General features: G+C 72.2%; 16 protein-coding genes. 6 read left to right on the top strand and 10 right to left on the bottom strand.

Annotated features, from left to right (window positions below):
* Positions 1 to 54 precede the first annotated feature (54 nt).
* Complete coding sequence (locus KDL01_RS15925) at positions 55 to 1254, top strand: PP2C family protein-serine/threonine phosphatase (protein WP_212529279.1); 1200 nt, start codon at positions 55 to 57, stop codon at positions 1252 to 1254.
* Positions 1255 to 1810: 556 nt separating this feature from the next.
* Positions 1811 to 2827, top strand: a complete 1017-nt coding sequence (locus KDL01_RS15920) for a LacI family DNA-binding transcriptional regulator (RefSeq protein WP_034278865.1) — start codon at positions 1811 to 1813, stop codon at positions 2825 to 2827.
* A 408-nt stretch (positions 2828 to 3235) separates the two neighbouring features.
* Here KDL01_RS15920 and KDL01_RS15915 read toward each other — a convergent pair whose 3' ends face one another.
* Entirely contained in the window at positions 3236 to 4861 is a 1626-nt protein-coding gene (locus KDL01_RS15915) for a cellulase family glycosylhydrolase (protein WP_307846351.1), read from the bottom strand.
* Positions 4862 to 5611: 750 nt separating this feature from the next.
* Between KDL01_RS15915 and KDL01_RS15910 the strand changes: the two genes are divergently transcribed.
* Entirely contained in the window at positions 5612 to 7468 is a 1857-nt protein-coding gene (locus KDL01_RS15910) for a glycoside hydrolase family 6 protein (protein ID WP_212529278.1), read from the top strand.
* Positions 7469 to 7567: 99 nt separating this feature from the next.
* On the opposite strand, the gene KDL01_RS15905 is transcribed toward KDL01_RS15910, so the two are convergent.
* Together KDL01_RS15905 and KDL01_RS15900 are read right to left on the bottom strand one after the other, a co-directional pair.
* On the bottom strand, positions 7568 to 8470 hold the full coding sequence (locus tag KDL01_RS15905) for a phosphotransferase (RefSeq protein ID WP_212529277.1): 903 nt from the start codon (positions 8468 to 8470) through the stop codon (positions 7568 to 7570).
* A 349-nt stretch (positions 8471 to 8819) separates the two neighbouring features.
* On the bottom strand, positions 8820 to 9401 hold the full coding sequence (locus KDL01_RS15900; protein WP_212529276.1) for a COG4315 family predicted lipoprotein: 582 nt from the start codon (positions 9399 to 9401) through the stop codon (positions 8820 to 8822).
* Between the two features lie 193 nt (positions 9402 to 9594).
* Between KDL01_RS15900 and KDL01_RS15895 the strand changes: the two genes are divergently transcribed.
* Positions 9595 to 10290, top strand: a complete 696-nt coding sequence (locus KDL01_RS15895; RefSeq protein ID WP_212529275.1) for a phosphotransferase family protein — start codon at positions 9595 to 9597, stop codon at positions 10288 to 10290.
* A 34-nt stretch (positions 10291 to 10324) separates the two neighbouring features.
* On the opposite strand, the gene KDL01_RS15890 is transcribed toward KDL01_RS15895, so the two are convergent.
* Positions 10325 to 12811 (bottom strand): Tex family protein, encoded by a 2487-nt coding sequence (locus KDL01_RS15890; protein WP_212529274.1) that lies wholly within the window; start codon positions 12809 to 12811, stop codon positions 10325 to 10327.
* Positions 12812 to 12968: 157 nt separating this feature from the next.
* Complete coding sequence (locus tag KDL01_RS15885) at positions 12969 to 13874, bottom strand: TIGR01777 family oxidoreductase (RefSeq protein WP_212529273.1); 906 nt, start codon at positions 13872 to 13874, stop codon at positions 12969 to 12971.
* 129 nt (positions 13875 to 14003) lie between these two features.
* Here KDL01_RS15885 and KDL01_RS44565 point away from each other — a divergent pair, with 129 nt between their 5' ends.
* Positions 14004 to 17222, top strand: a complete 3219-nt coding sequence (locus KDL01_RS44565) for a S41 family peptidase (RefSeq protein WP_212529272.1) — start codon at positions 14004 to 14006, stop codon at positions 17220 to 17222.
* A 150-nt stretch (positions 17223 to 17372) separates the two neighbouring features.
* Here the strand turns inward: KDL01_RS44565 and fabI are convergent, their stop codons facing one another.
* Positions 17373 to 18137 carry an enoyl-ACP reductase FabI gene (fabI, locus tag KDL01_RS15875; RefSeq protein ID WP_212529271.1) on the bottom strand — a complete coding sequence of 255 codons (765 nt, stop codon included), beginning with the start codon at positions 18135 to 18137 and terminating at the stop codon, positions 17373 to 17375.
* Between the two features lie 7 nt (positions 18138 to 18144).
* Positions 18145 to 18870, bottom strand: coding sequence for a 3-oxoacyl-[acyl-carrier-protein] reductase (fabG, locus tag KDL01_RS15870; RefSeq protein WP_212529270.1), 726 nt, complete (start codon positions 18868 to 18870; stop codon positions 18145 to 18147).
* Between the two features lie 312 nt (positions 18871 to 19182).
* Between fabG and KDL01_RS15865 the strand changes: the two genes are divergently transcribed.
* Positions 19183 to 19908, top strand: a complete 726-nt coding sequence (locus tag KDL01_RS15865; RefSeq protein WP_212529269.1) for a DUF3099 domain-containing protein — start codon at positions 19183 to 19185, stop codon at positions 19906 to 19908.
* 300 nt (positions 19909 to 20208) lie between these two features.
* On the opposite strand, the gene moaA is transcribed toward KDL01_RS15865, so the two are convergent.
* From moaA to KDL01_RS15850, 3 genes are all read right to left on the bottom strand, one after another.
* Positions 20209 to 21216, bottom strand: coding sequence for a GTP 3',8-cyclase MoaA (gene moaA, locus KDL01_RS15860; protein ID WP_212529268.1), 1008 nt, complete (start codon positions 21214 to 21216; stop codon positions 20209 to 20211).
* 47 nt (positions 21217 to 21263) lie between these two features.
* Entirely contained in the window at positions 21264 to 22577 is a 1314-nt protein-coding gene (locus KDL01_RS15855; RefSeq protein ID WP_212529267.1) for a phosphodiester glycosidase family protein, read from the bottom strand.
* Between the two features lie 338 nt (positions 22578 to 22915).
* The gene (locus tag KDL01_RS15850; protein ID WP_212529266.1) at positions 22916 to 24067 is read right to left on the bottom strand and encodes a PrsW family glutamic-type intramembrane protease; all 1152 of its coding nucleotides are present in this window, start codon (positions 24065 to 24067) and stop codon (positions 22916 to 22918) included.
* Positions 24068 to 24228 lie beyond the last annotated feature (161 nt).

Raw genomic sequence — 24228 nt, 5'->3', positions numbered from 1 at the left:
TGGTTTAGAGCTGGATATCGCGCAGGGAGATCGTCGCTTCATATACTTAGCGTGATGCCTAGCCTGCCCACCGTTCACCCACGCCTGGCCGCGCACTGGTCGGCGAGCCGCCTCGGTCGCTTCAGCGACCGGCTGCTCGACGGCGATCCCGCCGCCGGGCAGCCGGTGCTGCTCGGGCTGCTGGCCGTGGTGGGGCTGCTCACCTGGGGCTCGATCGAGGTCCCGAACTGGGATCCGCCCTCCTCGCTGGTCTTCCCGGTGCTGATAGGGGGTGTGCTGCTCGGGCAGGTGCTGCAGCTGCTGCTCTACGCGTCGGTGCTGGCCGCGCTCGTGGTCGACGGGTTCCTGCGCGAGCCGTTCGGCGTCACGCCAGGCACGGCCGTGGTGCTGATCCTGCTGGCCGCGACGGTGCTGTTCACCTCCCGGGTGCGGCTGCGGCTCGGGCTGCGCGGACACCGGGCCGAGACGCTGCTGCTGGAGCTGAGCGACCGGCTCCAGCCGGCCGTGACCCCGGGCAGCGAGCTGGCCGGCTGGAGTGCCGCGCACGCGCTCGTACCGGCCGGCGGGGCGCGTTTCTCCGGCGACTTCCTGATCTCCTGCGCCCCCGAGTATCCGGGGCTGCACGTGGCCCTGGTGGACGTCTCGGGCAAGGGCAGCCGGGCCGCCGGGCGGGCGCTGCAGCTGTCCGGCGCACTGCGGGCGCTGCTGGACGCGATGCCGCCGGACGGGTTCCTGGAGGCGGCCAACGACCACGTCTTCCTGCGCGGATGGGACGAGGGCTTCGCCACGGCCGTGCACGCCAGCCTTGACCCGGACACCGGCCGGTTCGAGGTCTACAACGCCGGCCACCACCCGGCCGCGCGCTGGCGCGACCGGGACCAGCGCTGGGAGCGGCTGGAGGAGGGCGGCCCCGCGCTCGGGCTGCTCGCCGGGGAGCGCTACGCCGCGTGCGAGGGCGTGCTGGAGCCGGGCGACGCGCTGCTGCTGTTCACCGACGGGCTGGTGGAGCGGCCGGACGAGAGCCTCGAGGCGGGCACCGGCCGTCTGCTGGAGGCGGCCGGCTCGCTGCTGCGCGACGAGTGGGTGCTCGCCCCGGACGCGGCCGCCCGGCTGGTGCGCACGGTCGCCCCGCACGGCGGCGACGACCGGGCCGTGCTGCTGCTGCGCCGCGACCCGCCGCACCCGCTCGCCCAGCCTCCGGCCGCCCGCCGCGACCGCGAGGTGCTCGGCCTGGCGGACGCCGCGGTGCGCTGACGACGCGACGGCGCGACGGTTCCGACGGCCGGACGCCGGCCCCGGAGCACGCCGAGCAGCCCGGCCCGGCGATGGCTCGGGCGGCGACGGTATCGGGGCGTCACGCGCCCGACATCTCCGGGCCCGACGGCCGCGCCGGGCCAGGCCTCACCCGGGGGTAACATCCGATGACCGTGGGTGTGCGCCCGCCCGCGCGCTCCGCCCGGCTCGCCGCCTCCACCGGTCGGCGCGGGGGTGTCGGAGGACTCTGGGCGCGGCGGCGCCGCGGCGGTAGTGTGACGGACGCTGTGTGCCTCGGCCGGGGCCCGCTGCAAGGTTTCATCCGGCGCGGCCCGCAATCCGCGGAGCCGCTCCGTCCGTCTCAGGGTGCTTCCGCCCCCGTCAGGCGAAACCAAACGCCTGCGTATGGCCACTTTTCCCGTCCGTTGCGCTCCTGCGCCGGGCGCGTCCCGTGAGATCACTGATAAGGAGATCGAGGGCTGAGTCTTGCCAGAATTTGTCGCGCGTGCAACATTTCTCTTACCCATCGGAAAAGGCGTTGCGCGAGGAGGCGCACGTGCCCGCTACCCACACGCCCTCCCGGGCCAGGCTTGAGGATGTCGCCCTGCTTGCAGGGGTGTCGTCCGCCACAGCCTCCCGGGTGCTCACGGGCTCCGCTCAGGTGCGCCCTGAGACGCGGCGCCAAGTGGAGCAGGCGATCGCGGACCTCGGCTATGTCCGCAACCGGGCCGCCCGGGCCGGAGTGCGCAAAGCCGGTTCGGTCGCCCTTGTGGTCTGTGAGAACAGTCTCTGGATGTTCTCCGACCCGTTTTTCAGCCGGCTGTTGCGCGGCGTCTCGGCGGAACTCGCCCCGACGGACGTGCAGCTGATCGTGTTGTCCGTGCGCTCTCCCCACGAGTGCCGCCGCTGCGCGCGCTATCTGCGCGACGGCCACGTGGACGGCGCGGTGTTCGTGAGTTTGCACGGACACCCGCCGATGGATGTGCGCAAGCTCGGCATACCCGTCGTGTTCGTCGGGCGCCCGGTGTACGATGCCGACGCCTCGTCATATGTGGACGCGGACAACATGGGCGGTGCCGAAGCAGCGGTACGGCACATCCTCGAAGCCGGTCGCACCACGGTGGCCACGATAGCCGGGCCGCCGGACATGGCCGTCAGCCAGGACAGGCTGCGCGGCTATCGCAAGGCACTGGCGGAGGGCGGCCTGGACCGTGAGGACCTGGTCGTCTACGGTGACTTCTCCGCGGCCTCGGCCGAGCACGCGGTCTACCGCCTGCTCGATCGGCGCCCGGACGTGGACGCCGTGTTCGCCACCTCGGACCTGATGGCCACCGGAGTGCTGCGCGCACTGCGGCGCACCGGTCGGAAGGTCCCGAGTGACGTGGCCGTCATCGGCTTCGACGACGCCCCGTTGGCGCGGCATACCAGTCCGCCGCTGACGACGGTTCGCCAGCCGGTGGAGGAGATCGGCGCCCGCGCCGTCGGAGAGCTGCTGCGGCTCATCGACCAGCGGGAGCAGACCCCCTGCCAGGAAGTGTTCGAAACGCAGCTGATCGTCCGTGGCTCTGCTTGACGCCGGTTTCGCCACGGCGCTTACGGTAAACGCTTCCGTAACCGCTTCCCGAACCGGCACGGCGATCACGTGCTCTGACATGCTCTGATTCCCCCGCGAACGGCGGCGGGAATCAGAGTACGCACTCGGCTGGCGTGTGTCCGAAACCGGGAAACGGCTTCGGATACCCGAAGGCGCGAGGGCGAGGCCGCACCGCGGACCCGGGCTCGGGGCGCGGCCGTGACAGGACGCGAAGGCCGGGCCCCGGCCGGCGCTCGGCATCCAGACCGGATGTCGGGCGCCGTTCGGGGCCTTCGGCATGTCCGGACGAGGCATTGCACGCACGTGCGCCCCCGGCGGGAGGATCCCGCCGGGGGCGCCGGTGCGGTGCGGGTGGTGCGGGTGGGTGCCGCAGGGTCTAACGCGGCGTCACAGCGCGCCCAGGATGGCCTTGAAGGCCGCCCCGTACCCGGTGGGAGTACCGGTGTAGTCGCTGATCAGGGTCGGGCCGCTGGAGCAGCCGCCGGACCAGTCGTCCCAGGTCCAGGCCAGGAACCCGGTGTTCTCACTCTCCAGCCAGCTGGTCAGGCTGTCGATGTAGGAGCCGCCGCAGTCGTTCTCCCCGATCTCCCCGGGGATCACCGGCACCTTGGCGATGACCGGCGCGACCTCGGAGGTCCAGCAGGACGAGGAGCTGCAGGTGTTGAAGTTGTACGAGTGCCACGAGGCGACCAGGTTGCCGTCCGGGTCGGTGGGCTCGTACTGCAGCCAGTCGGTCAGGTCGTTGGAGTACTCCTCCCCGCCGAGCATCAGCACGTTGCTGGCGCCGGTGGAGCGGACCGCGTTGACCATCGACTGCATGCCGGCCACCTGGTAGGAGATGCCGTTGCAGGTGCCGCCGTTGAGCCAGCACTGCCACCCGCTGGTGGTGTCACCGGTGGCGCGCGAGGCGTAGGGCTCGTTGAACAGGTCGAAGACGACCGCGTTGTTGCCCTTGAAGGTGTTCGCGACCGAGGTCCAGAACGGGATGGCCTCGGCGGCGTCCGGCATCGGCTTCTGGCAGGTGGCCTGGGCCGAGGAGCAGCCCGAGGAGTTGCCGGTGTAGGTGCCGTCGGTCCAGTGCAGGTCCAGGATCGCGACGATGCCGTTGGCGTTGAGCAGGTTGACGTAGCTCTGGATCGCGCTGATGTAGTTCGAGCCGGCATAGGCCGAGTTGACGTACGACTCGCCGTTCCAGCAGGCCTCGTTCAGCGGCACGCGCACGGCGTTGACCGGGCCCCAGCTCTTCATCGCGGTGATCGAGGCCTGGTCGCTCGGGCCGTCGAAGATGCCGTAGCCCTGCACGCACTCGTACTCGGTGCCGGAGCGGTCCACCCCGTGCAGCAGGACGGTGTTGCCGCTCGCGTCCACCAGCTTGTTGCCGGACACGTGCAGCTGCGGGGCCGCCCCGGACGAGGTCGTGCCGGTGGGCGAGGCGCTCGGCGAGGCCGACTTGCTGGCGGACGCCGAGGCCGAAGCCGACGGGGAGGCCGACTTGCTGGCCGAAGCCGACGCGGACGGGGACGGGCTCGCGCTCGTGGCGCTGGCCGACGGCGTGGTCGAGGCGACCGCGCCGCAGCTGACGCCGTTGACCGCGAAGCTGGTCGGTACCGCGTCGCTGTTGGTCCAGGTGCCCTGGAATCCGAGGGTGGTGTTCCCGCCCGAGGCGATGGCACCGTTGTAGGACAGCGACGTGGCGGTGACCGCCTCGCCGGACTGGGTCACTCCCGCGTTCCACTCGCTGGTGATCTTCTGGTCGCCGGCGAAGGTGAAGGTGAGGCTCCACGAGGTGAGGGCGGTCGTGCCGGTGTTGGTGAGGGTCAGGTTCGCGACGAACCCGCCCGCCCACTGGCTCGAAGTGGTGTAGGTGACGGAGCACCCGGCCGTGGCCGCGGCCGCCGTGGACAGCAGCGCGGGGGCGAGCGTGGAGGCCGCCGCCAGTGCCATCGCCCCCGCGACCGCGAGAAGCCGGGGATGCGGTCGGCCGCGCTCACGGCGGCCGGTACGGTTGATCACGGTACTTATTCCTCCTGGTGCGATATCAGTACCTTGCCGGCACGCGGTGGCGTGCCGCGCTCGTCACCGTAGGCGCGCATCCGTTGCCCGAGAAGGAGATCCGCGGCACCGGTTCGCCCCGCGCGGCGCGATCCGCGCCGGACCTGCGCGCCCGGCCGCGCGGGCCGCCTCGGCGTTCATGGAACTTTCACCCTGTAAGCGCCGCGCTTACTTACATTTCACTTTCGGCCTCTTGCGCCGTCGGCTTTCCCGTCCCCGCGCCCGTGACCTGCCGCGTCCCGCGCGGGCCGAGCCGGGCCGGGCGCCGGGCGAGATGTCCCGGGTGTTACGGGCTGGACACGGGTCATCCCTGGGCCCTTACTTACGTCCTGGAGCCGCGAGGCCCCACCCGTCGAGGACCGACCCGAGCGCGAGGAGGACGCAGCGATGCCCGGCACCAGTCACCCGCGCCCGGCGCATTCCGAGGCCCGACCCGCCGCCCACCGGTCCACCGACCGTCGGCAGACCGAGCTCTGCGACCAGGAACTTTGCGCGAAGGCGCCTTCTGGAAGCGGTTACACGGAATCCGCCGGGCCCACACCCGCGCCCGCCCCCACGGTCTGCGCCCTCGACGGCGGCGCCTAGCCGCGCCACTGCGCGGCCCACGATTGTCCCCCGCGGGCGCCTGCCCGGCCCGCGGGGGCTTCCCCCCGATAAGGAGAATCAGCACACATGCATAAGGAAGCACGATCCGGGCCGAAGGCGACCCGGATGCGCAGGAGGGTCTGGGTCTCGGTGGCCGGTGCGCTGGGCATGGCCGCCGCCACGACCCTGACTCCCGCTCTGCTGGACCAGGCCCAGGCTGCCGCGAACGGGTGTTCGGTCACCTACACCACTTCGAGCCAGTGGGCGGGCGGGTTCGTCGCGAACCTGACCCTCACCAACACCGGCACGACCGCCCTCACCTCGTGGAGCCTCACCTTCACCTTCGCCGGCGACCAGAAGATCACCAGCGAGTGGAACGCGGGAGTGACCCAGTCCGGCGAGGCGGTCACCGCCACGTCGCTGTCCTACAACGGTGCCATCGCCTCGGGCGGGAACACCACCCTCGGATTCCAGGGCACCTGGACCAACAGCGACGCGGTACCGACCAGCTTCGCGGTCAACGGCGTGACCTGTGGTGGCACGACCTCGACCTCGTCCTCGGCCAGTCCGAGCGCGAGCGCGACCAGCGCCAGCCCGTCCGCCTCGGCCTCCGCCTCCGCCTCGGCTTCTGCCTCGGCTTCGGCCAGCAAGTCGGCCTCCCCGTCCGCCTCGGCCTCGGCGTCGGCCAGCTCGACCGGCACGACCAGCAGCGGCGGCCACGTGGCCGACCCGTTCACCGGCGCCAACCGCTTCCTCAACCCCAGCTACGTCGCCGAGGTCAACGCCCAGGTGACCGCTGACGGCGGCAACGCGGCCGAGGCCAAGGTCGGCACCTACCAGACCGCGCTGTGGCTCGACCACATCGGCGCGATCGCGGGCGACTCCAACGTGGGTCTGGCCCAGTACCTGACCGACGCGGTCGCGGCGGAGAAGTCGGGCACGCCCGAGGTCGCCGAGATCGTGATCTACGACCTGCCCGGCCGTGACTGCGCCGCCCTCGCCTCCAACGGCGAGATCCCGGCGACGGCCGCGGGCCTGACCGAGTACGAGTCGCAGTACATCGACCCGATCGCCTCGATCCTGTCGAACTCGGCCTACTCGAGCCTGCGCATCGTGGCGATCATCGAGCCCGACTCGCTGCCGAACGTGGTGACCAACCAGAGCCTGAGCGCCTGCCAGACGGCCACCCCGTACTACGAGTCCGGCATCGAGTACGCGCTGAACAAGCTGCACGCGGTCTCGAACGTGTACAACTACCTCGACATCGCGCACTCGGCGTGGCTCGGCTGGCCCAGCAACATGTCGGCCACCCCGGCCGTGTACAAGACGGTCGTGACCAACACGACCGCCGGCTACGCGAGCATCGACGGATTCATCAGCGACACGGCGAACTACACTCCCACCCAGGAGCCGTTCCTGACGAACCCGACGCTGAACGTCGGTGGCAACCCGCTCGACTCGGTCACCTTCTACCAGTACAACCCGACCTTCGACGAGCTGACGTACGACACCGACATGTACAACACGCTGGTCGCGGCGGGCTTCCCGACCTCCGACCGGTTCCTGATCGACACCTCGCGCAACGGTTGGGGCGGCTCGAGCCGTCCGACGGCGCTGAACTCGACGCCGACCACCGCGACCGCCTACGTCGCCGCGAACAAGATCGACCAGCGGCCGTTCCGTGGCGACTGGTGCAACCAGAACGGCGCCGGAATCGGCACGCCGCCCACCGACGAGCCCTTCGGCACCTCCAGCCCGATCATGGGCTTCGTGTGGATCAAGCCTCCGGGCGAGTCCGACGGTGACTACCCGACCTCGACCCACACGCACGGCGACCCGCACTGCGACCCGGCCGGGACCAACACCGACGGCAACGGTGGCACGTACGGCACCGGGGCCATCCCCGGCTACGACGTGCCCGCCGGCCAGTGGTACGCGGCCGAGTTCCAGATGCTGGTGGCCAACGCCTACCCGGCGCTGTAATTAAACCGGGCAGGTAGCGCGGACGGCGAAGGCCGCCCGCACGGCTAGACGGTTCGACACCGGGCTCCCCGGACACGCCTCCGCGCGTGTCCGGGGAGCTCAGTCGATCCGCCGGCGGGCCAGCTCCACCCAGGTGTCCACCTGGTCGGCCGGGAAGTGCCGGATCGCCCAGTCGACCATACGAAGGCTCATATGCGCCCAGGCCGGCCCGGCGACCGACGCGGGCAGCGCGTCGATCAGGGCGTCGAGGCGTTCGACCACCGCACGGTCGGCGTGGTCGGGGTGAAGGCCGAAGCGCAGCACGACCAGGTCGAAGCGGTGGTCGCCGCGGGCCGCGCCGTCCCAGTCGACGACGCCGGTGATCCGGCCGTCGGCCGCGAGGATGTTGCCGGGATGGAAGTCCCCGTGCACCGCGCCGTCGCCCGGCAGGCGGTCCGGATGCCCGGCCCCGAACGCGGCGATCCGGCGTTCGAGCTCCGCCGTGCTCCGGCTGAACCGGCGCAGCGGCTCGTGCAGGCAGTAGCCCGGGCCGTCCTCGCGTAGATAGAGCGGGTACGCGGGCACGTCCTCGCGGCCGGCCAGCGCGTCGGCCTGAAGGCCGTGGACGGCGAGCACGCGCTCGAGGAGCGGCAGGTCGAGGCGGTCGATCTTGGCGCCGGGCACCAGTTCCTGCACCGTGACGACGGCGTCGCCCACCTGCACGGCCAGCTTCGTCGCAGGGGCCGGATAGCCGAGTGCGCGCAGCCGTTCCACGACGGCCAGGGGTCCGGAGGCCAACGCGGCGACGGTGTAGTGCGGGCGCCAGGTGAGCACGCCGCGGTGTCCGTCGGGCCGGCGCACCACGGCGGCTCCGACCTCCCCGCCGTCGCAGAGCCCTTCCACGGTCAGCGCGATCCCGGTCTGGACGGACACGGCGCGGGCCATGGCCTCGGGGTCGAGGCGCGGCGCACGGGGGAAGGAGGTAGGGATCTGATCTGCGGCGTTCTCGGAAGAGTGATCCATCCGCCGAGTCTCGCAGCCGGTATTCGAACCCTGCAAGACCGCCGCCCCTCCGTGCGCCCGCTGCCCGCGCTGGTCCCCGGGCCGTTCTCCAGGCCTCGCGACCGCTTGACGCTCTGCGCGGCCACGGCCTCGGCTCGGCGCACGGCGTCGGCGTGGGGGGCGTCGGCGCCGCGCGCCACGGTGCCGGCGAACGGCGCGGGCACGCTCCAGTCCCCCGTCTTCGGGTACACCGACTTCGGATCCACCTCGGCTTCCTCCCGGTCCGCGCTCACATGATCCGCTGTCACGCTACGCAACCGGGAGCAGGCCTGCCGGGGAGGTCACCCGAGGCCGGGCGTGTCCCGGCTCCTCAGTAGTTTCCGCCGCCCCCGCCGGTGCTCGGCGAGGATCCCGCGGTGGACGAGGTGGCCTTGGCGCCGGTGGGAGTGACGGCCCACCAGATCCCGCCGCTCCCCTGCCCGTTGGCGGATCCCGGCCCCGAGTCGCCGGCGTACGTGTAGAGCGGCCACCCGGCGATCGTGAGCTGCTTCGTGCCGTCGGACCGGGTGATCTCACCGACCAGGCTCTGGCTCACGCCGCTGACCACGGGCGTGCCCGAGCCGGTGACGGTCACCGGCGGCCAGGCCGTCGCGCAGGAGCCGGTGCAGGCGCTGGTGCCCGAGTTCACCGTGTCCAGGTCGTAGCGGTAGACCGTGACGCCCTGGCCGTTGGTGACGATCTGGCCGAGCGTCGAGTTGCCGGTCACCGTGAGCGCGGCGGTCCCGGCGGTGGAGCCGGAGCCCACGCCCGACGCGGTGATCGAGGTGGCCGGGGTGGCCGGCGTGGTGCTCGGCCCGGTGCTCGGCCCCGAGGACGAACTGCACGCCGCGGCCGCGGCCATGATCAGCGCGGCGGGTACCGCGACGACGAGGTGACGGGTCTGTATGCGCATCGAAGTACTCCATTTCTGTGCCGGGCGCCGGGCGCGGAAACGCCGCGTGCAGCGCGGGGTCGCGGACGCGCCCTCTGTGGGGTGAGCACGGCCCCGCCGCTGCCCCGGTTCACAGATCGGCCGGATTTCGTGACGTGAGGTGTCATATCAGCGACGATGCGTCACGGCCCTGAGGGCATGTCAGCATATCCCCATGCACCCCCTGGCTCACGGCTACACCAACCACACCATGGGCGATACGACGAACGTCGTGAAGACCTATCAGGGTCCGGACGCCGACCTCCGGCAAGCCCGTGAAGAGCGCTGCTACTCGCAGCTCATCGGCCGACTGCCGGTACCGGAGATACGCGCGAGCGTGCCCGGCAGCCTCACGCTGTCGTTCCTGCCCGGCGCCCACGGCCAGGATCTGATCGACGCGGGCCACGCCGCGCAGGTACTACGGTCGTGCGGCCGACTGCTGCGGACGCTGCACGACATCGACATCGTCACAGGCCTCGATGACCCGGAGCACCCTGGGCCGGAGCGCCGCGGACCAGAGCGGACAGTCGTGGTGCACGGCGACTTCGGCCCCAACAACATCCTGCTCGACCCGCGGAGCTTCGCCGTGACGGGCCTGCTGGACTGGGAGTTCGCGCACGTCGGCGAACCGGTCGAGGATCTGGCGTGGTGCGAGTGGATCGTGCGCGCCCACCACAGCACCCATCGCGCCGCGCTCGCGGAGTTCTTCGACGCCTACGGCGCAGGCGTGCCCGCCTGGACCGACCGTCAGGCTGCGATGATCGCCCGCTGCCTCGAGCTGCGCGAGTTCTGCCGCCGCTGGGATCCGCAGGGCCCTGCCGTGCAGGTGTGGACCGGGCGCGCCGAGGCCGTCGCGGGCTGGAGGGAGTAGCGCCGGCGACGCGGCGCTACTCCCGCTCCTTGTGCTACTTCACCAGTCCGGCGCGGCGCAGGGCGTCGGCGAGCGCGGTGTCGCCGCCGCCGTTCCCGCCACCACCCTTGCCGCCGTTCCCGCTGTTGCCGCCACCGCCGCCGTTGCCGCCGCGGCGCTGGTCGCCGCCACGCTGCTGGTCACTGCCGCGCTGCTGGTCGCCGCCGCGCTGCTGGCGCGGGGGGCGCTGACCGCCGGCGCCGCCGCCCGCGTTGCCCTCGCGGCGGTCGCGGCCGCCGCCCGCACCGCTGCCGCCGCCGGGGCGCACCTCGTCGTCGAGGCGCAGGGTGAGGGCGATCCGCTTGCGCGGGACGTCCACGTCGAGCACCTTCACCCGCACCACGTCGCCGGGCTTGACCACCTCGCGCGGGTCGCTGACGTAGTTGCGCGAGAGCGCCGAGACGTGCACGAGGCCGTCCTGGTGCACGCCGACGTCGACGAACGCGCCGAACGCGGCCACGTTGGTGACCACGCCTTCGAGCAGCATGCCGGGGCGCAGGTCGGTGAGTTCCTCCACGCCCTCCTTGAAGGTGGCGGTCTTGAAGGCCGGGCGCGGGTCGCGGCCGGGCTTCTCGAGCTCGCGCAGGATGTCGGTGACGGTGGGCAGGCCGAACTTCTCGTCCACGAAGCGCTCCGGCCGCACCGCGCGCAGGGTCGCCGTGTTGCCGATCAGCTCCCTGATGTCACCGCCGGCCTCCTGGGCGATCCGGCGCACCACCGGGTAGGCCTCCGGGTGCACCGAGGAGCGGTCGAGCGGGTCCTCGGCGTCGGGGATGCGCAGGAAGCCCGCGCACTGCTCGAAGGCCTTCGGGCCAAGGCGCGGGACCTGCTTGAGCGAGTCGCGGGAGCGGAACGGGCCGTTGCCGTCCCGGTGCGCCACGATCGACTTGGCCAGCGAGTCGCCGATGCCGGAGACCCGGGTGAGCAGCGGCACGCTCGCGGTGTTCAGATCCACGCCCACGCCGTTGACGCAGTCCTCGACGACGGCGTCGAGCGAGCGGGAGAGCTTGCCCTCGGCCAGGTCGTGCTGGTACTGGCCGACGCCGATCGACTTCGGGTCGATCTTGACCAGCTCGGCCAGCGGGTCCTGCAGCCGGCGGGCGATGGAGACCGCGCCGCGCAGCGTCACGTCGAGCTCCGGCAGCTCCGCCGCCGCGTACGCCGAGGCCGAGTAGACCGAGGCGCCCGCCTCGGACACGATCACCTTGGTCAGCCCCAGTTCCGGGTGCTTGGCGATCAGCTCGGCGGCCAGCTTGTCGGTCTCCCGCGAGGCGGTGCCGTTGCCGATGGCGACGAGGTCCACCCGGTGCGCGGCGGCCAGCTTGGCCAGGATCGCGAGGGACTCGTCCCAGCGGCGGTGCGGCACGTGCGGGTAGATGGTGTGGGTGGCCACGACCTTGCCGGTGGCGTCCACCACGGCCACCTTCACGCCGGTGCGCAGGCCCGGGTCGAGGCCCAGGGTGGCCCGGGTGCCGGCCGGGGCGGCGAGCAGCAGGTCCCTGAGGTTCGCCGCGAACACCCGCACGGCCTCGTCCTCGGCCCCCTGCCACAGCCGCATCCGCAGGTCCACCCCGAGCCGGATCAGGATCCTGGTACGCCAGGCCCAGCGGACGGTGTCGAGCAGCCAGCGGTCCCCGGCCCGGCCGAGGTCCTCGACCGCGAAGCGCTGGGCGATGCGCACCTCGTAGCCGCTGCGCACCGGAGCGGCGCCGGGCTCGGCGTCCTCGGGCTCGGGGTCGAAGGCGAGGTCGAGGACCTCCTCCTTCTCGCCGCGGAACATCGCCAGCGCGCGGTGCGAGGGGATGTGGGTGAGCGGCTCGGCGAAGGAGAAGTAGTCGGCGAACTTCGCGCCGGCCTCCTCCTTGCCCTCGCGCACCTTCGACACCAGCCGGCCGCGCTCCCACATGCGCTCGCGCAGCTCGCCGACGAGGTCGGCGTCCTCGCCGAAGCGCTCGACCAGGATCGCCCGGGCGCCCTCGAGCGCGGCGTCCGCGTCGGCCACACCCTTGTCCGCGTCGACGTACGCCGCGGCCTCGTGCCGCGGGTCCAGGTTCGGGTCCGCGAGCAGCGCGTCGGCCAGCGGCTCGAGCCCGGCCTCGCGCGCGATCTGCGCCTTGGTGCGCCGCTTCGGCTTGAACGGCAGGTAGATGTCCTCGAGCCGGGCCTTGGAGTCGGCGGCGAGGATCTGGGTGCGCAGCGCGTCGTCGAGCTTGCCCTGGCTCTCGATCGACTCCAGGATCGCGGCCCGGCGCTCCTCGAGCTCGCGCAGGTAGCGCAGCCGCTCCTCAAGGGTGCGCAGCTGGGTGTCGTCGAGGCCGCCGGTGACCTCCTTGCGGTAGCGCGCGACGAACGGCACGGTGGCGCCGCCGTCGAGCAGCTCCACCGCGGCGCGCACCTGTCCCGGCGCGGCCTTGAGCTCCTCGGCGATGCGCAGGTTGATGGCCGTGGCCGTCTGCAGGGCCGCTGTGTCCGGTGCCGACATCTTTCCTCGTTCTTCCGCAGTCTCGTCCCTCCGCGGCGTAGCCGCTGGAGCGTGTTCACTGTGCGGCAGTGCCGCTGGAGCGTGTTCACTGTGCGGCGCGTGTAGCCGCTGGCGTGCGCTCGGGTCGCGCCGTCACCGGGTGGTGACCCAACCGAGCCTATCGGTTCGCCGCCCCGCCGTCCGTCACCGCCTTGATCGCTTCGGCCGCGGTCGGGTGCTCGAACGTGAAACCGGCCTCCACCAGGGCTTTCGGCAGGACGCGCTGGCTCATCAGGATGCTGTCGGCGAAGCCGCCGAGGGCCAAGCGCAGGGCGAAGGCGGGGGCCGGGACCACGGCCGGGCGGTGCAGCGCGGCGCCCAGCTCCCGGGCGAATTGCCCGTTGGTGACCGGGTGCGGGCAGGTGAGGTTGACCGGGCCGGCCAGGTTCGGGTGCTCGATCGCGAAGCGCAGCGCGCGGATCGCGTCGGTGAGCGAGATGACGCTCCAGTACTGCCGTCCGCCGCCGAGCGGGCCGCCGAGCCCGGCCTTGGCCAGCGGGAGCATCCGGCCGAAGGCGCCGCCGGAGGAGGCGAGCACGATGCCGAAGCGCGGGTGCACCACCCGGGTGTGTCCGGTCGCCGTGTCGGCCGCGGCCTCCCAGTCCACGGTGAGCTCGGCCAGGAAATCGGTGCCGGGCGGGGAGGATTCGTCCACCTCGGCGTCCGGCACGTCGCCGTAGTAGCCGATGGCGGAGGCGGCGACGAACACCTTGGGCGGGTGCGGGATCGCGGCGATGGTGTCGGCGAGCAGGGCGGTGCCGTGGATCCGGCTGTCGCGCAGCTGTTGTTTGTACGCGGCGCTCCAGCGGTGATCGCCCACGCCGGCGCCGCCGAGGCAGACCACTGCGTCGGCGCCGTCGATCAGGGTCGGGTCCAGGTCGCCGATCTCGGGATCCCACCGGGCCCGGCCCGCCTCGGCCGTCTCTCCCCGCACGAGCCGGAGCACCTCGTGCCCGTCCGCGAGCAGCGACGCGGCCAGGGCCGCGCCGATCAGCCCGCTCGATCCGGTGATCACCACTCGCATAGGCCGACTCTAGCGTCCGCCTCCGACACCGCGGCGGCGACTCCCCGCCGACTTCGCTGTCAGCGAAATCCTGTGCCCGCGGCCACAATCCACTCGACCAGAAGGTGATCAGATGCTTAGAGTCGGCTCGTGACTGGACAACACTATCTTCGCCACCCCCATCTGGCACACAACCTGCTGACCTTCGTGGCCGACGACGACGTCTGGCTCGCCGAGGTGGACCAGGCCGTCGCCGGCACGGCCAGGGCCTGGCGGCTGACCAGCGACCGTACCCCGGTCCTGAGCCCCCGGCTCAATCCCGCCGGCACCCACGTGGCCTGGAGCGCGATACGGGAGGGCGCTCGGGAGGCCTTCGCGGTGGCGGTGGACGGCGGCCCCATCAGACAACTGACCTACTGGGGCGAACGCAGCCGGGAGACCGCGGGCGTACGCGGCTGGATCTCGGACGACGAGGTCCTGGTGACCGGCTGGAACGGGCACCACGAGGGCATGCGGGTGTGGCCGTACGCGGTGCCGCTTGAAGGCCCGGAACGGCAGCTGCCCCACGGTCCGCTCACCGACCTGTCCGTCTCCGCCGAGGGCGCGGTGCTGGTCGGTTCCGCGCTCTACCGGGAGCCGGCCCGCTGGAAGCGGTACCTGGGCGGCACCGGCGGCAAGATCTGGTACTCGCCGGACGGGGGCGAGTACCGGCAGATCCTGGCCTCGGTCGGCAACCACCTGGTGCACCCGATGTGGGTGGACGGCCGCGTCGCCTTCCTGTCCGACCACGAGGGCGTCGGCGCGCTCTACTCCGCCCTGCCCGACGGCTCGGACCTGCGCCGGCACAGCGACCACGGACCCTTCTACGCCCGGCACGCCACCACCGACGGCAGCCGCGTGGTCTACCAGGCCGCGGGCGAGCTGTGGCTGCTCGAATCCCTCGACGCCGAACCGGTCGCCCTCGGCATCCGCCTCGGCGGGGTACGCGCCGGACGCGCGCCGATCTCGGTCGGCGGCGGTGCGGGCCTGCGCTCCTACAGCCTGTGCCGCTCCGGACGCATCGTGGCCGCCGAGGTGCGCGGCACCGTGCACTGGCTGCCGGCCGAGCAGGGCCCGTCCCGCGCGCTGCTGGCCGAGCCGGGCGTACGGGCGCGGATTCCGCTGATCCTGCCCGGCACCTCCACCGTGGTGTGCGCCTCCGACTCCGACGGCGAGGACGGCATCGACGTCATCCCGGCGGACGGCTCCCCGGCCCGGCGCATCCTGAGCGGCCGGGTCGGCCGGGTGATCGAGCTCGCCGCCTCGCCCGACGCCAAGACCCTGGCGCTGTCCTGTGACGACGGCAGACTGCTGATCGTCGACCTCGAATCCGGCGAGGCCAGGGAGCTGGCCCGGGCGGAGAACCACCAGCCGCACGGCCTGACCTTCTCGCCGGACTCGGCGCTGCTGACCTGGTCGCAGGACTGGCGCAGCTGGGGCGGCGCCTGGATCCGGCTGGCCCGGCTCTCCGACGACACCGTGGTGGACGTCACCGCGGCGCGCTTCCACGACTTCTCCCCCGCGTTCACCGCGGATGGCAAGTACCTCGTGTTCCTCTCCAGCCGCACGTTCGACCCGGTCGAGGCGATCCAGCCGTTCGACCTCTCCTTCGTCCCCGGCGTGCGCCCCTACCTGGTCACGCTCGCGGCCGACACCCCCTCGCCCTTCGCCCCCGAGCTCAACGGCCGCCCGGCCAAGCCGAAGCAGGACGCGAAGGACAAGGACGCGGACAAGGGCGCGGACGGCGCGAAGGACGGCGAGCCGAGCGTGGAGCCGGTGCGCCTGGACCTCGAGGGCCTGGCCGCCCGGATCGTGCCGTTCCCGGTGCCGGCCGGCACCTACCGGAGCCTGCGCACGGCCGGCTCGGCGGTGCTGTGGCTCGACTCGCCGCACACCGGCGAACTCGGTGAGGCCGCGATCGGCGGCGAGGAGCACCCGAAGGCGAGCCTGGTCCGGTTCGATCTGGCCAAGCGCAAGCAGTTCACCCTCATCGAGGCCCTGGACGACTACGACGTCTCCGGCGACGGCAGCCGGCTGGGCTTCCGCAAGGACGGCGAGTTCACCATCCGCCCGACCGAGGGCTCCGGGGACGAGGAGGACATCTCCGTGGACCTGGACCGGATCCGGGTCACCGTGGATCCGGTCTCCGAGTGGCGCCAGATGTACGCCGAGAACTGGCGGCTGATGCGCGACAACTTCTGGCGCGAGGACATGGCCGGGGTGGACTGGCCGGGCATCCGCGAGCGCTACGAGCCGCTGCTCGAGCGGGTCGGCACCAGCGACGAGCTGCGCGACGTGCTGTGGGAGGCGGTGGCCGAGCTCGGCGCGTCGCACGCGTACGTCCGCGACCCGTATCAGCTCTCTCCGATACCGGACGCGCAGGCGCAGGGGCGGCTCGGCGCCGACCTGGTCCGGGACGAGCAGGGCCGCTGGCTGATCGGGCGGATCGTGCCGAGCGAGACCTCGGTGCTGGCCGGGTTCTCGCCGCTCGAGGCCCCGGGCGTGGCCGCGCGGGCGGGCGACGAGATCGTGGCGGTGGACGGCCGGGCGGTGGATGCGCACCGCGGCCCGAACGCGCAGCTGGTCGGCAAGGCCCGCAAGCCGGTGGAGCTGACGCTGCGCCGGGACGGCGAGGAGCGCCGGGTGGCCGTGGTCCCGCTGCGGGGCGAGGGCACGCTGCGCTACCAGGACCTGATCCGGACCCGGCGGGCCGCCGTGCACGAGCGCTCCGGCGGTCGGCTCGGCTACCTGCACGTGCCGGACATGTCGATGCTGGGCTGGGCCGAGTTCCACCGCGACCTGATCAGCGAGCTGGCCCGCGAGGGCCTGGTGTTCGACCTGCGCGAGAACGGCGGCGGGTTCACCTCGGAGCTGGTGATCGAGAAGCTGCGGCGTCAGATCATCGGGTGGGACCTGGGCCGGCGCACCCGGCCGAACTCTTACCCCGGCGACGCGCCGCGCGGCCCGATCGTGGCGCTGACCGACGAGAACGCCGGCTCGGACGGCGACATCGGTACGCACGCCTTCAAGCGCTACGGCCTCGGCCCGGTGATCGGCACGCGCACCTGGGGCGGGGTCATCGGCATCGACGGCAAGTACCGCCTGGTCGACGGGACCGAGGTGACCCAGCCGAAGTACTCGTTCTGGTTCGACGACGCGGGCTGGACCGTGGAGAACTACGGCGTGGACCCGGACGTGGAACTGCCGATCGCGCCGCACGACTACGCGGCCGGGCGTGACCCGCAGCTCGACGAGGCGATCCGCACGGCGCTGGCCGCGCTCGAGGAGCGTCCGGCGCTGGCCCCGCCCGGCCTGCCGCCGCTGCGGTAAGTCGTCGGTCTCGAGGGATCTCGGCGACGCACGAGGCCCCGCCACCGCGCGATGCGGTGGCGGGGCCTCGACGGTTCGCACGGCTCCGGCGCGCGGGCCCGCTCACGGGCCCGCGCTCACGCCCACCCTTTCGGCGCGGGTGACGCGGCGTCAGGCGCCGATCGCGTGCAGGCCGCCGTCGACGTGCACGATCTCGCCGGTGGTCTTCGGGAACCAGTCGGAGAGCAGCGCGATCACGCCGCGGGCGGCGGGCTCGGGGTCGGCCACGTCCCAGGCCAGCGGGGCCCGGTCGTTCCAGGTGTCGGCGAGCAGCTCGAAGCCCGGGATGGACTTCGCCGCCATCGAGCCGATCGGCCCGGCCGAGACCAGGTTGCACCGCACGTTGCGCTCGCCGAGATAGCGGGCCAGGTAGCGCGAGGTGGCCTCCATCGCCGCCTTCGCCGGGCCCATCCAGTCGTACTTCGGCCAGGCCACGGTGGCGTCGAAGGTCAGGCCCACCACCGAGCCGCCGCGCTCCATCAGCGGCAGGCAGGCCATGGTCAGGGCCTTGAGCGAGTAGGCCGAGACGTGCACGGCCGTGGCCACCGACTCCCACGGAGTGTCCAGGAACGAACCGCCCAGCGCGTCCGGCGGGGCGTACCCGATGGAGTGCACGACCCCGTCGAGCCCGCCGAGCTCGGCGCGCACCTTCTCGGCGAGGGAGTCGAGGTGCTCCACGTTGGTCACGTCGAGCTCGAGCACCTTGACCGGCTTGGGCAGGTTCTTGGCGACGCGCTCGGTCAGGGTCGGCCGGGGGAAGGCGGTCAGGATGATCTCCGCGCCCTCCTCCTGCGCCAGCTTGGCGACCTGGTAGGCGATCGAGGACTCCAGCAGCACCCCGGTGACCAGGATGCGCTTGCCGTCGAGAATACCCATGCTGATATCAGTGCCCCATTCCAAGGCCGCCGTCCACGGGGACGACGGCTCCAGTGATGTACGCGGCCTCCGGCGAGGCCAGGAACGTGACGACGCCCGCGATCTCCTCCGGCTGCGCGTAGCGGCCGAGCGGTACGGCGTCGAGGATCTGCTTCTTGCGGTCCTCGCCGAGCTCCGCGGTCATGGCCGTCTGCACGAAGCCGGGCGCGACCACGTTCGCGGTGATCGAGCGGGAACCGAGCTCGTGCGCCAGCGAGCGGGCCATGCCGACCAGGCCGGCCTTGGAGGCGGCGTAGTTGACCTGGCCCGGGGAGCCGGAGAGCCCGACCACCGACGAGATGAAGATCAGCCGTCCGCGCCGCAGCCGCAGCATGCCCTTGGCCGCGCGCTTGGCGACGCGGAAGGAGCCGGTCAGGTTGGTGTCGAGCACGTCGGTGAAGTCCTGCTCGGTCATCCGCAGCACCAGGGTGTCCCGGGTGATTCCGGCGTTGGCCACCAGGATCTCGACCGGCCCGTGCGCCGCCTCGATCTCGGTGAAGGCGCGCTCGACGTCCTCGGTGGAGGTGATGTCACACCGGACCGGCAGGATCGCGCCGTCCCCGGTGGCCTTGAGCTCCGGCGGCTCACCGGTGCGGTAGGTCAGGGCGACCTTGTCGCCCTTCTCGGCGAAGGCGGCGGCGATGGCCAAGCCGATGCCCCGGTTCGCCCCGGTGACGAGAACTGACCTGCTCAAGGGTGCGCCCTTTCGATCGCGGATGACTGGTGGCGGCGCAGCTCGCGCGGCGGCTCCAGGCCTTACCGTACCGGCTCGGGCGCCGGGCCCGTGTGGCGGAGCAGTACAAAGAAAGCCCCCGGCACTTGGGGCCACCCATGATCGCGCGGCGCCGCGGCTCGGGAACGTCGCCGCGCCACGGCCCGGCCGCAGCCCGGCCGCAGCCCGGCCGCCGACCCGCCGGTGACCCGCCGTGACCGACCGCCACCGCGGCGGCGACCCGCCGTGACCCCGGCCTTCCGGCCCCGGTGGGCCGGTTCTAGGCTGGAAGACGTGAGGCTCCCCTTCTCCCGGCGACACCGGGCCGAACCGTCGTACGGGATCACCACCGCGGACACCAGCCACTTGGACGACATCGCCAAGCGGCAGCGTCAGTACATCCTCACCATGCTCTTCCGCGTGGTGGCGATCCTGGTGGTGGTCATGGTCCCCGGCCTCACGCTGCTCGAGCGCGCGATCCTCGGCCTGGTGGCCACGATCATCCCCTACGTCGCGGTGGTGCGCGCCAACGGCGGCCCGGACCAGAGCGAGGCCCCGACGAATCTGATGATCGGCCCGCCGCGCCAGCCCGAACTGCCCGCCCCCGGCCGCGTGCTGACCGGTGTGTACCGGATCGACGGCGAGGACGAGTTCAGCGCCGCGGACGACCTCGACGAGGACCGCGGCTACCGGGCTGAGGGGCGCGGCGAGCACGGCGGCGACAGCGCGGGCCGTGCGAATGATGGGGACGGCGCGGGCACTGCTGATGATGCGGACGGCGCGCACACCGCGGACGAGAGGTTCGTGCGCTACCCGCCGCCCACCGCGTCGCGCGCGCACCGGGCTCCGCCCGCGTCACCCGCGCCGCCTCCCGCGTCACCTGCGTCACCTGCGTCACCTGCGTCACCGCGTAAGCGCGTTGATGCCTACGGATCCACCGCGTCGAGCGTGTCCACCGCCTCCCCCGCTCCCGCGCCGAAAAAGCCTGCGGCGAACGAAAATTCCGTCGAGACCGGCTGAGCCCGCAGCGACCGCCGCGTTCCGGAACCTGGCCGAAGGATTCTTGAACCCCTGTTCACTCCAACCGCCTCCGTATGCCATACTTCTTACGCCCGCTCCGTTCCCCCGTCGGGGCGGTGCCTTGCGAACCCGGCCGTCGACAGCCGCGTTCGCCGCGAACGGCCGGCATCCCCCCCGTGTGCCGGCCGTTCGCCCATTCACAAAACTTTTTTCGCCGGCTCTCGGTAGATCCCCGCAGCGCCGGGAACCTTGCCGTACGGCCGTGGGTCACCCGCTGATCAGCTGCCAATCAACCGCTGCTCAGCCGCCGATCGCGGACATCGGCCGGTCCGGCTGGACGAATCCGGGTTCGCCGATACCGGCGGCCGCCTTCTTGCCCCGCATCGCGACCCGCCAGCGCTCGGCCAGCTCCGCGTCCGAGGCGCCCGCGCGCAGCGCCCCGCGCAGGTCGGACTCCTCACGGGCGAACAGGCAGGTGCGCACCTGGCCATCGGCGGTCAGCCGGACCCGGTCGCAGTCCCCGCAGAAAGGCCGGGTGACCGAGGCGATCACGCCCACCCGCGCCGGAGAGCCGTCCGGGGCCTTGTATCCGACGACCCGCCAGGTCTCGGCCGGCGCGCTGCCGCGGGCCTCGCCGCCCTCGGGTTCGAGGTCGAACTCGGCCTCCAGGGACTTGAGGATCTCCTCCGCGGTGACCATCACCGACCGGTCCCAGCCGTGCTGCGCGTCCAGCGGCATCTGCTCGATGAAGCGCAGCTCGCAGCCGCGCTCCAGGCTCCAGCGCAGCAGCTCGGCCGCCTCGTGGTCGTTCACTCCGCGCATCAGCACCGTGTTGATCTTCACCGGGCCCAGGCCCGCCGCGAGCGCCGCGTCGATTCCGGCGATCACCCGTTCGAGCTTGTCCCGGCGTGTCAGGGTACGGAAGAGCTCGGGGTCGAGCGTGTCCAGGCTCACGTTGACCCGGTCGAGGCCGGCCTGCGCGAGCGGGACGGCCAGCCGGGACAGCGCGACACCGTTCGTCGTCAGCGACAGCTGCGGACGCGGCATGAGCGCGGCCAGGCGCTCCACGAGACCGGGCAGGCCCGGCCGGATCAGCGGTTCGCCGCCGGTCAGCCGCACCTCGCGCACGCCCAGCAGCCGTACTGCGATATCGACGAGCCGCTCGAGTTCGTCGTCGGTCAGGACCTCGGCACGCGGCAGCCACGGCAGCCCCTCGGCCGGCATGCAGTAGGTGCACCGCAGGTCGCACTTGTCCGTCACGGAGACCCTGAGGTCGGTGGCGATGCGTCCGAAGCGGTCTACGAGCATGTTTCCCAGCCTAGTGCTTGCCGCGGCGCCCACCCCGCGGCGTCGGTTCACCTGAGATATACAGCGACGAAGTCTCGGCTGCTGGGCTGGTAGTAGCGGGTGGCCGGCTGGACAAAGTTCCACAGCCGCGTCGGCGTCGGGTCGGCCGGATCGCCCCCGCCGGACACGGTGTAGTACATGTAGGACGTCCACGCGGAGTTGATGTCCAACTCCATGGCGTCGACGGCGCCGGCCTGCTTGAGCAGATCGGCCAGCGAGGCCACCGACAGGGCGGGCCCGCCGGCGTAGACGACGTCGCCGCTCGCGGTGACCCCCACCCCCGAGCGCGGCACGAAGAAGGCGTTGTTGACGGTCACGCCCCACTGCGCGCCCGATCCCGAGGTCGTCGCCGCCGTCACCTGCCCCTGGTCCACCAGCAGGCTCAGGTTCTGCCGCACCCCCACGACCTGCGGCGTCATCGTCAGATCGCGGCCCCACGCGCCGACCTTGATCGACCCGTCGCGGTAGAACACCTCCGAGGCCTTGCCGGCCACCAGCGCCCGGACCGTTTGGCCGTCCTCGTAGTAGCCGCCGAGCGAGTCGTTCGGCTTGACCTTGAAGCCGCCGTTCCAGGTCGCCACCAGGCCCGTGCGCTGCCCCGCCGGTATCTCGTCCGGGGTGGGGAAGGTGCCGCCCGGCTGCTGCGAGCCCGGATGCAGCTGGAACCGCAGCTCCTTCTGGTTCATCCACGCGACGTAGGCGAGTTCGGAGGTGTGCTGGGCGTCCGGGCGCAGCCCCGCCCACTCCAGGACGGGCACGTGGTGCGCGTCGTAGACGACCGGATGCCAGACCCCTTCATCGGGCACGGACCCGGCCGCCAGCGGCGGGATGTCGGCCGGCAGGTCCTCCGCGGCCGCCGCGCTCGGCGCCACCGTCGCGCCCTGCAGCGCCTGGATCTGCTGCGAACTGAGCTTCCCGCCGACGGGCGGGGCCTGGTACGTCTCGTTCTCCAGCCACGTCACCAGCCCGCTCAGGTGGTGGTCGCGCCCCCACTCGGCGACGCGCGCGGAGATCGTGTCCGAGCTCGGATAGGTGAGGTAGGGCTCGATGGTCACCCCGACATACCCGAGGACCAGCACGATCACGGCCAGCAGCGGCCGCCACAGCAGGCGGCGGCGCAGCCGCTTGCCCCGCGTGATCACCTTGCGCGGTTTCCGGCCCCGCCGCGGCTTCTTGCCCTTGCGCCGGTTGGCCCGCTCCCCGGGCGGACCGGGCGGACGGATCCGCGTGTCCGTGCCGGGCGTACTCGCACTGTCCGCGCGCACCCCGCCCGCCGCCGTCGCTCTCGTCGGAGTCGTCGCCCGCACGTCGTACTCCGGCATGGCGCCCGGCTCCTGCTCGATCACCGGATGCGGCACCGGTCGCGGCCGCACCGGCATCGGCCTCGACGCCGCGCCAGGCCGCGCCGACCCCGGCGTGGCCTGCGGATACCGCGATCCGTCGGGTCCGTATGCCATAAAGCCGGCTCTCCCAGTGCTCGTCCACCGCCCGCAAACGGCGGGCCGTCCTCGCTCAGGTTCTCTTCATGAACGGACGTGCGAGGAAGGCCCACGGTTCCCGCAGGCGAGTGACGAGCGCTGGAAGCGTCGGGAAGCGCCGGGAAGACCGCAGCGGCCGCAGCGTGTGCTGCGGCCGCGGTCTCTCCCCGTGATTCTGTTGTCTACAGGGGTGGCGGCGGTGCCTGCGGACCCGAGAGGTCGGGCCCGGCCGGGAACGGGGCCGGCGCGACCGGCGGCGCGGCCCGGTAGCCGCGGATCGGGGTGAACCCGGTCTGTCCCCAGCCCGCGGCCGGGTTCCAGGACGGCGCGACCGGCAGCGACCCGGTCCCGTACCCCGTCGGCGCCCAGCCCGGAGCCGGCGCCGCGACCGGCGCGCCCCAGCCCGGCGCGGGCATGCCGCCCGGCACCGGCATCGGATACCCCGGATGCGGATGCGCCCGGGCGTGTGCCTCGTCCGCCTCCGTCAACTGCTGTTCGATCACGCCGCCGGCCTGCACGTACGCCATGAACAGCAGCACACTGACGACGATCTCGACGATCCAGAACCAGTGCCCGGCCACGTCGTCGTTGATGCCGTGCAGCAGCGAGGTCAGCCCAAGACCGACCAGCGCCAGCCAGAAGTAGCGCCGGTGCTGGAAGGCCAGCCCGACGAAGTAGCCGGTGATCCCGGCCCACACCGCGTGGCTCATCGGGTCCGTCACGAACCGCCAGGACCCGTTCTGGATCGAGGTCATCGCGATGAACTGCCCCAGCGAGCCCGGGTCCGCGTTGTCCTGCGCCGCCTGCACCGCGATCGACGCCGACTGCGCCGGAATGTAGACGTTGATGTACTGCACGGCCTCGGCCGCGCCGAACGCGAGCCCGCTGACCGCTCCCAGGAACAGATAGTCCTTCGGCGTCAGCGGCCCCCACACCTGCTTGAGCACAAGGCCCAGCACCACCACCGGAAGGATCTTGACGAACTCCTCAGGCAGCCCGACCGTGAAGATGTAGGAGAACAGATTCTGGTTCGGCGTCTCGAGCTTCTTCTCCAGCCAGATCGCCAGCGGCGCCTCGAACAGCAGCCCGATGGCGCCGACCTCCAGCAGCATCAGCGGCCGCACCATCGGCGGCCGGATCGAGATCCACAGCACCAGCAGCCACGCGCACGCGAAGTAGATGGCGAAGGCCCAGGTGGACTTGGAGATCTTCGACACGTCGTCGCCGACGTACACGAGCGCGATCGACGGCACCACCACGAGCGCCACGAAGAGCATCGTGATCCAGTTGCGCAGCGACTTGTCGCGCAGCCAGTGCTGGATCGGCAGCAACATGGCCGGATTGAAGTGCGTCACCGGCGCCGGCTGCAGCTGCGGCCACCCGCCATACGACGCCTGCGGCGGCGGCATAGACCCGTACGGCGGGACGGAGGAGTAAGCCTGTGATTGCGCCTGCATCGGCTGCTGCGGCGGAATCGGCTGCCCCGGCCCCTGCC

The sequence above is a fragment of the Actinospica durhamensis genome (genome assembly GCF_018139695.1).
Taxonomy (GTDB): Bacteria; Actinomycetota; Actinomycetes; order Streptomycetales; family Catenulisporaceae; genus Actinospica; species Actinospica durhamensis.
This window is presented reverse-complemented; position numbering and strand designations above follow the sequence as displayed.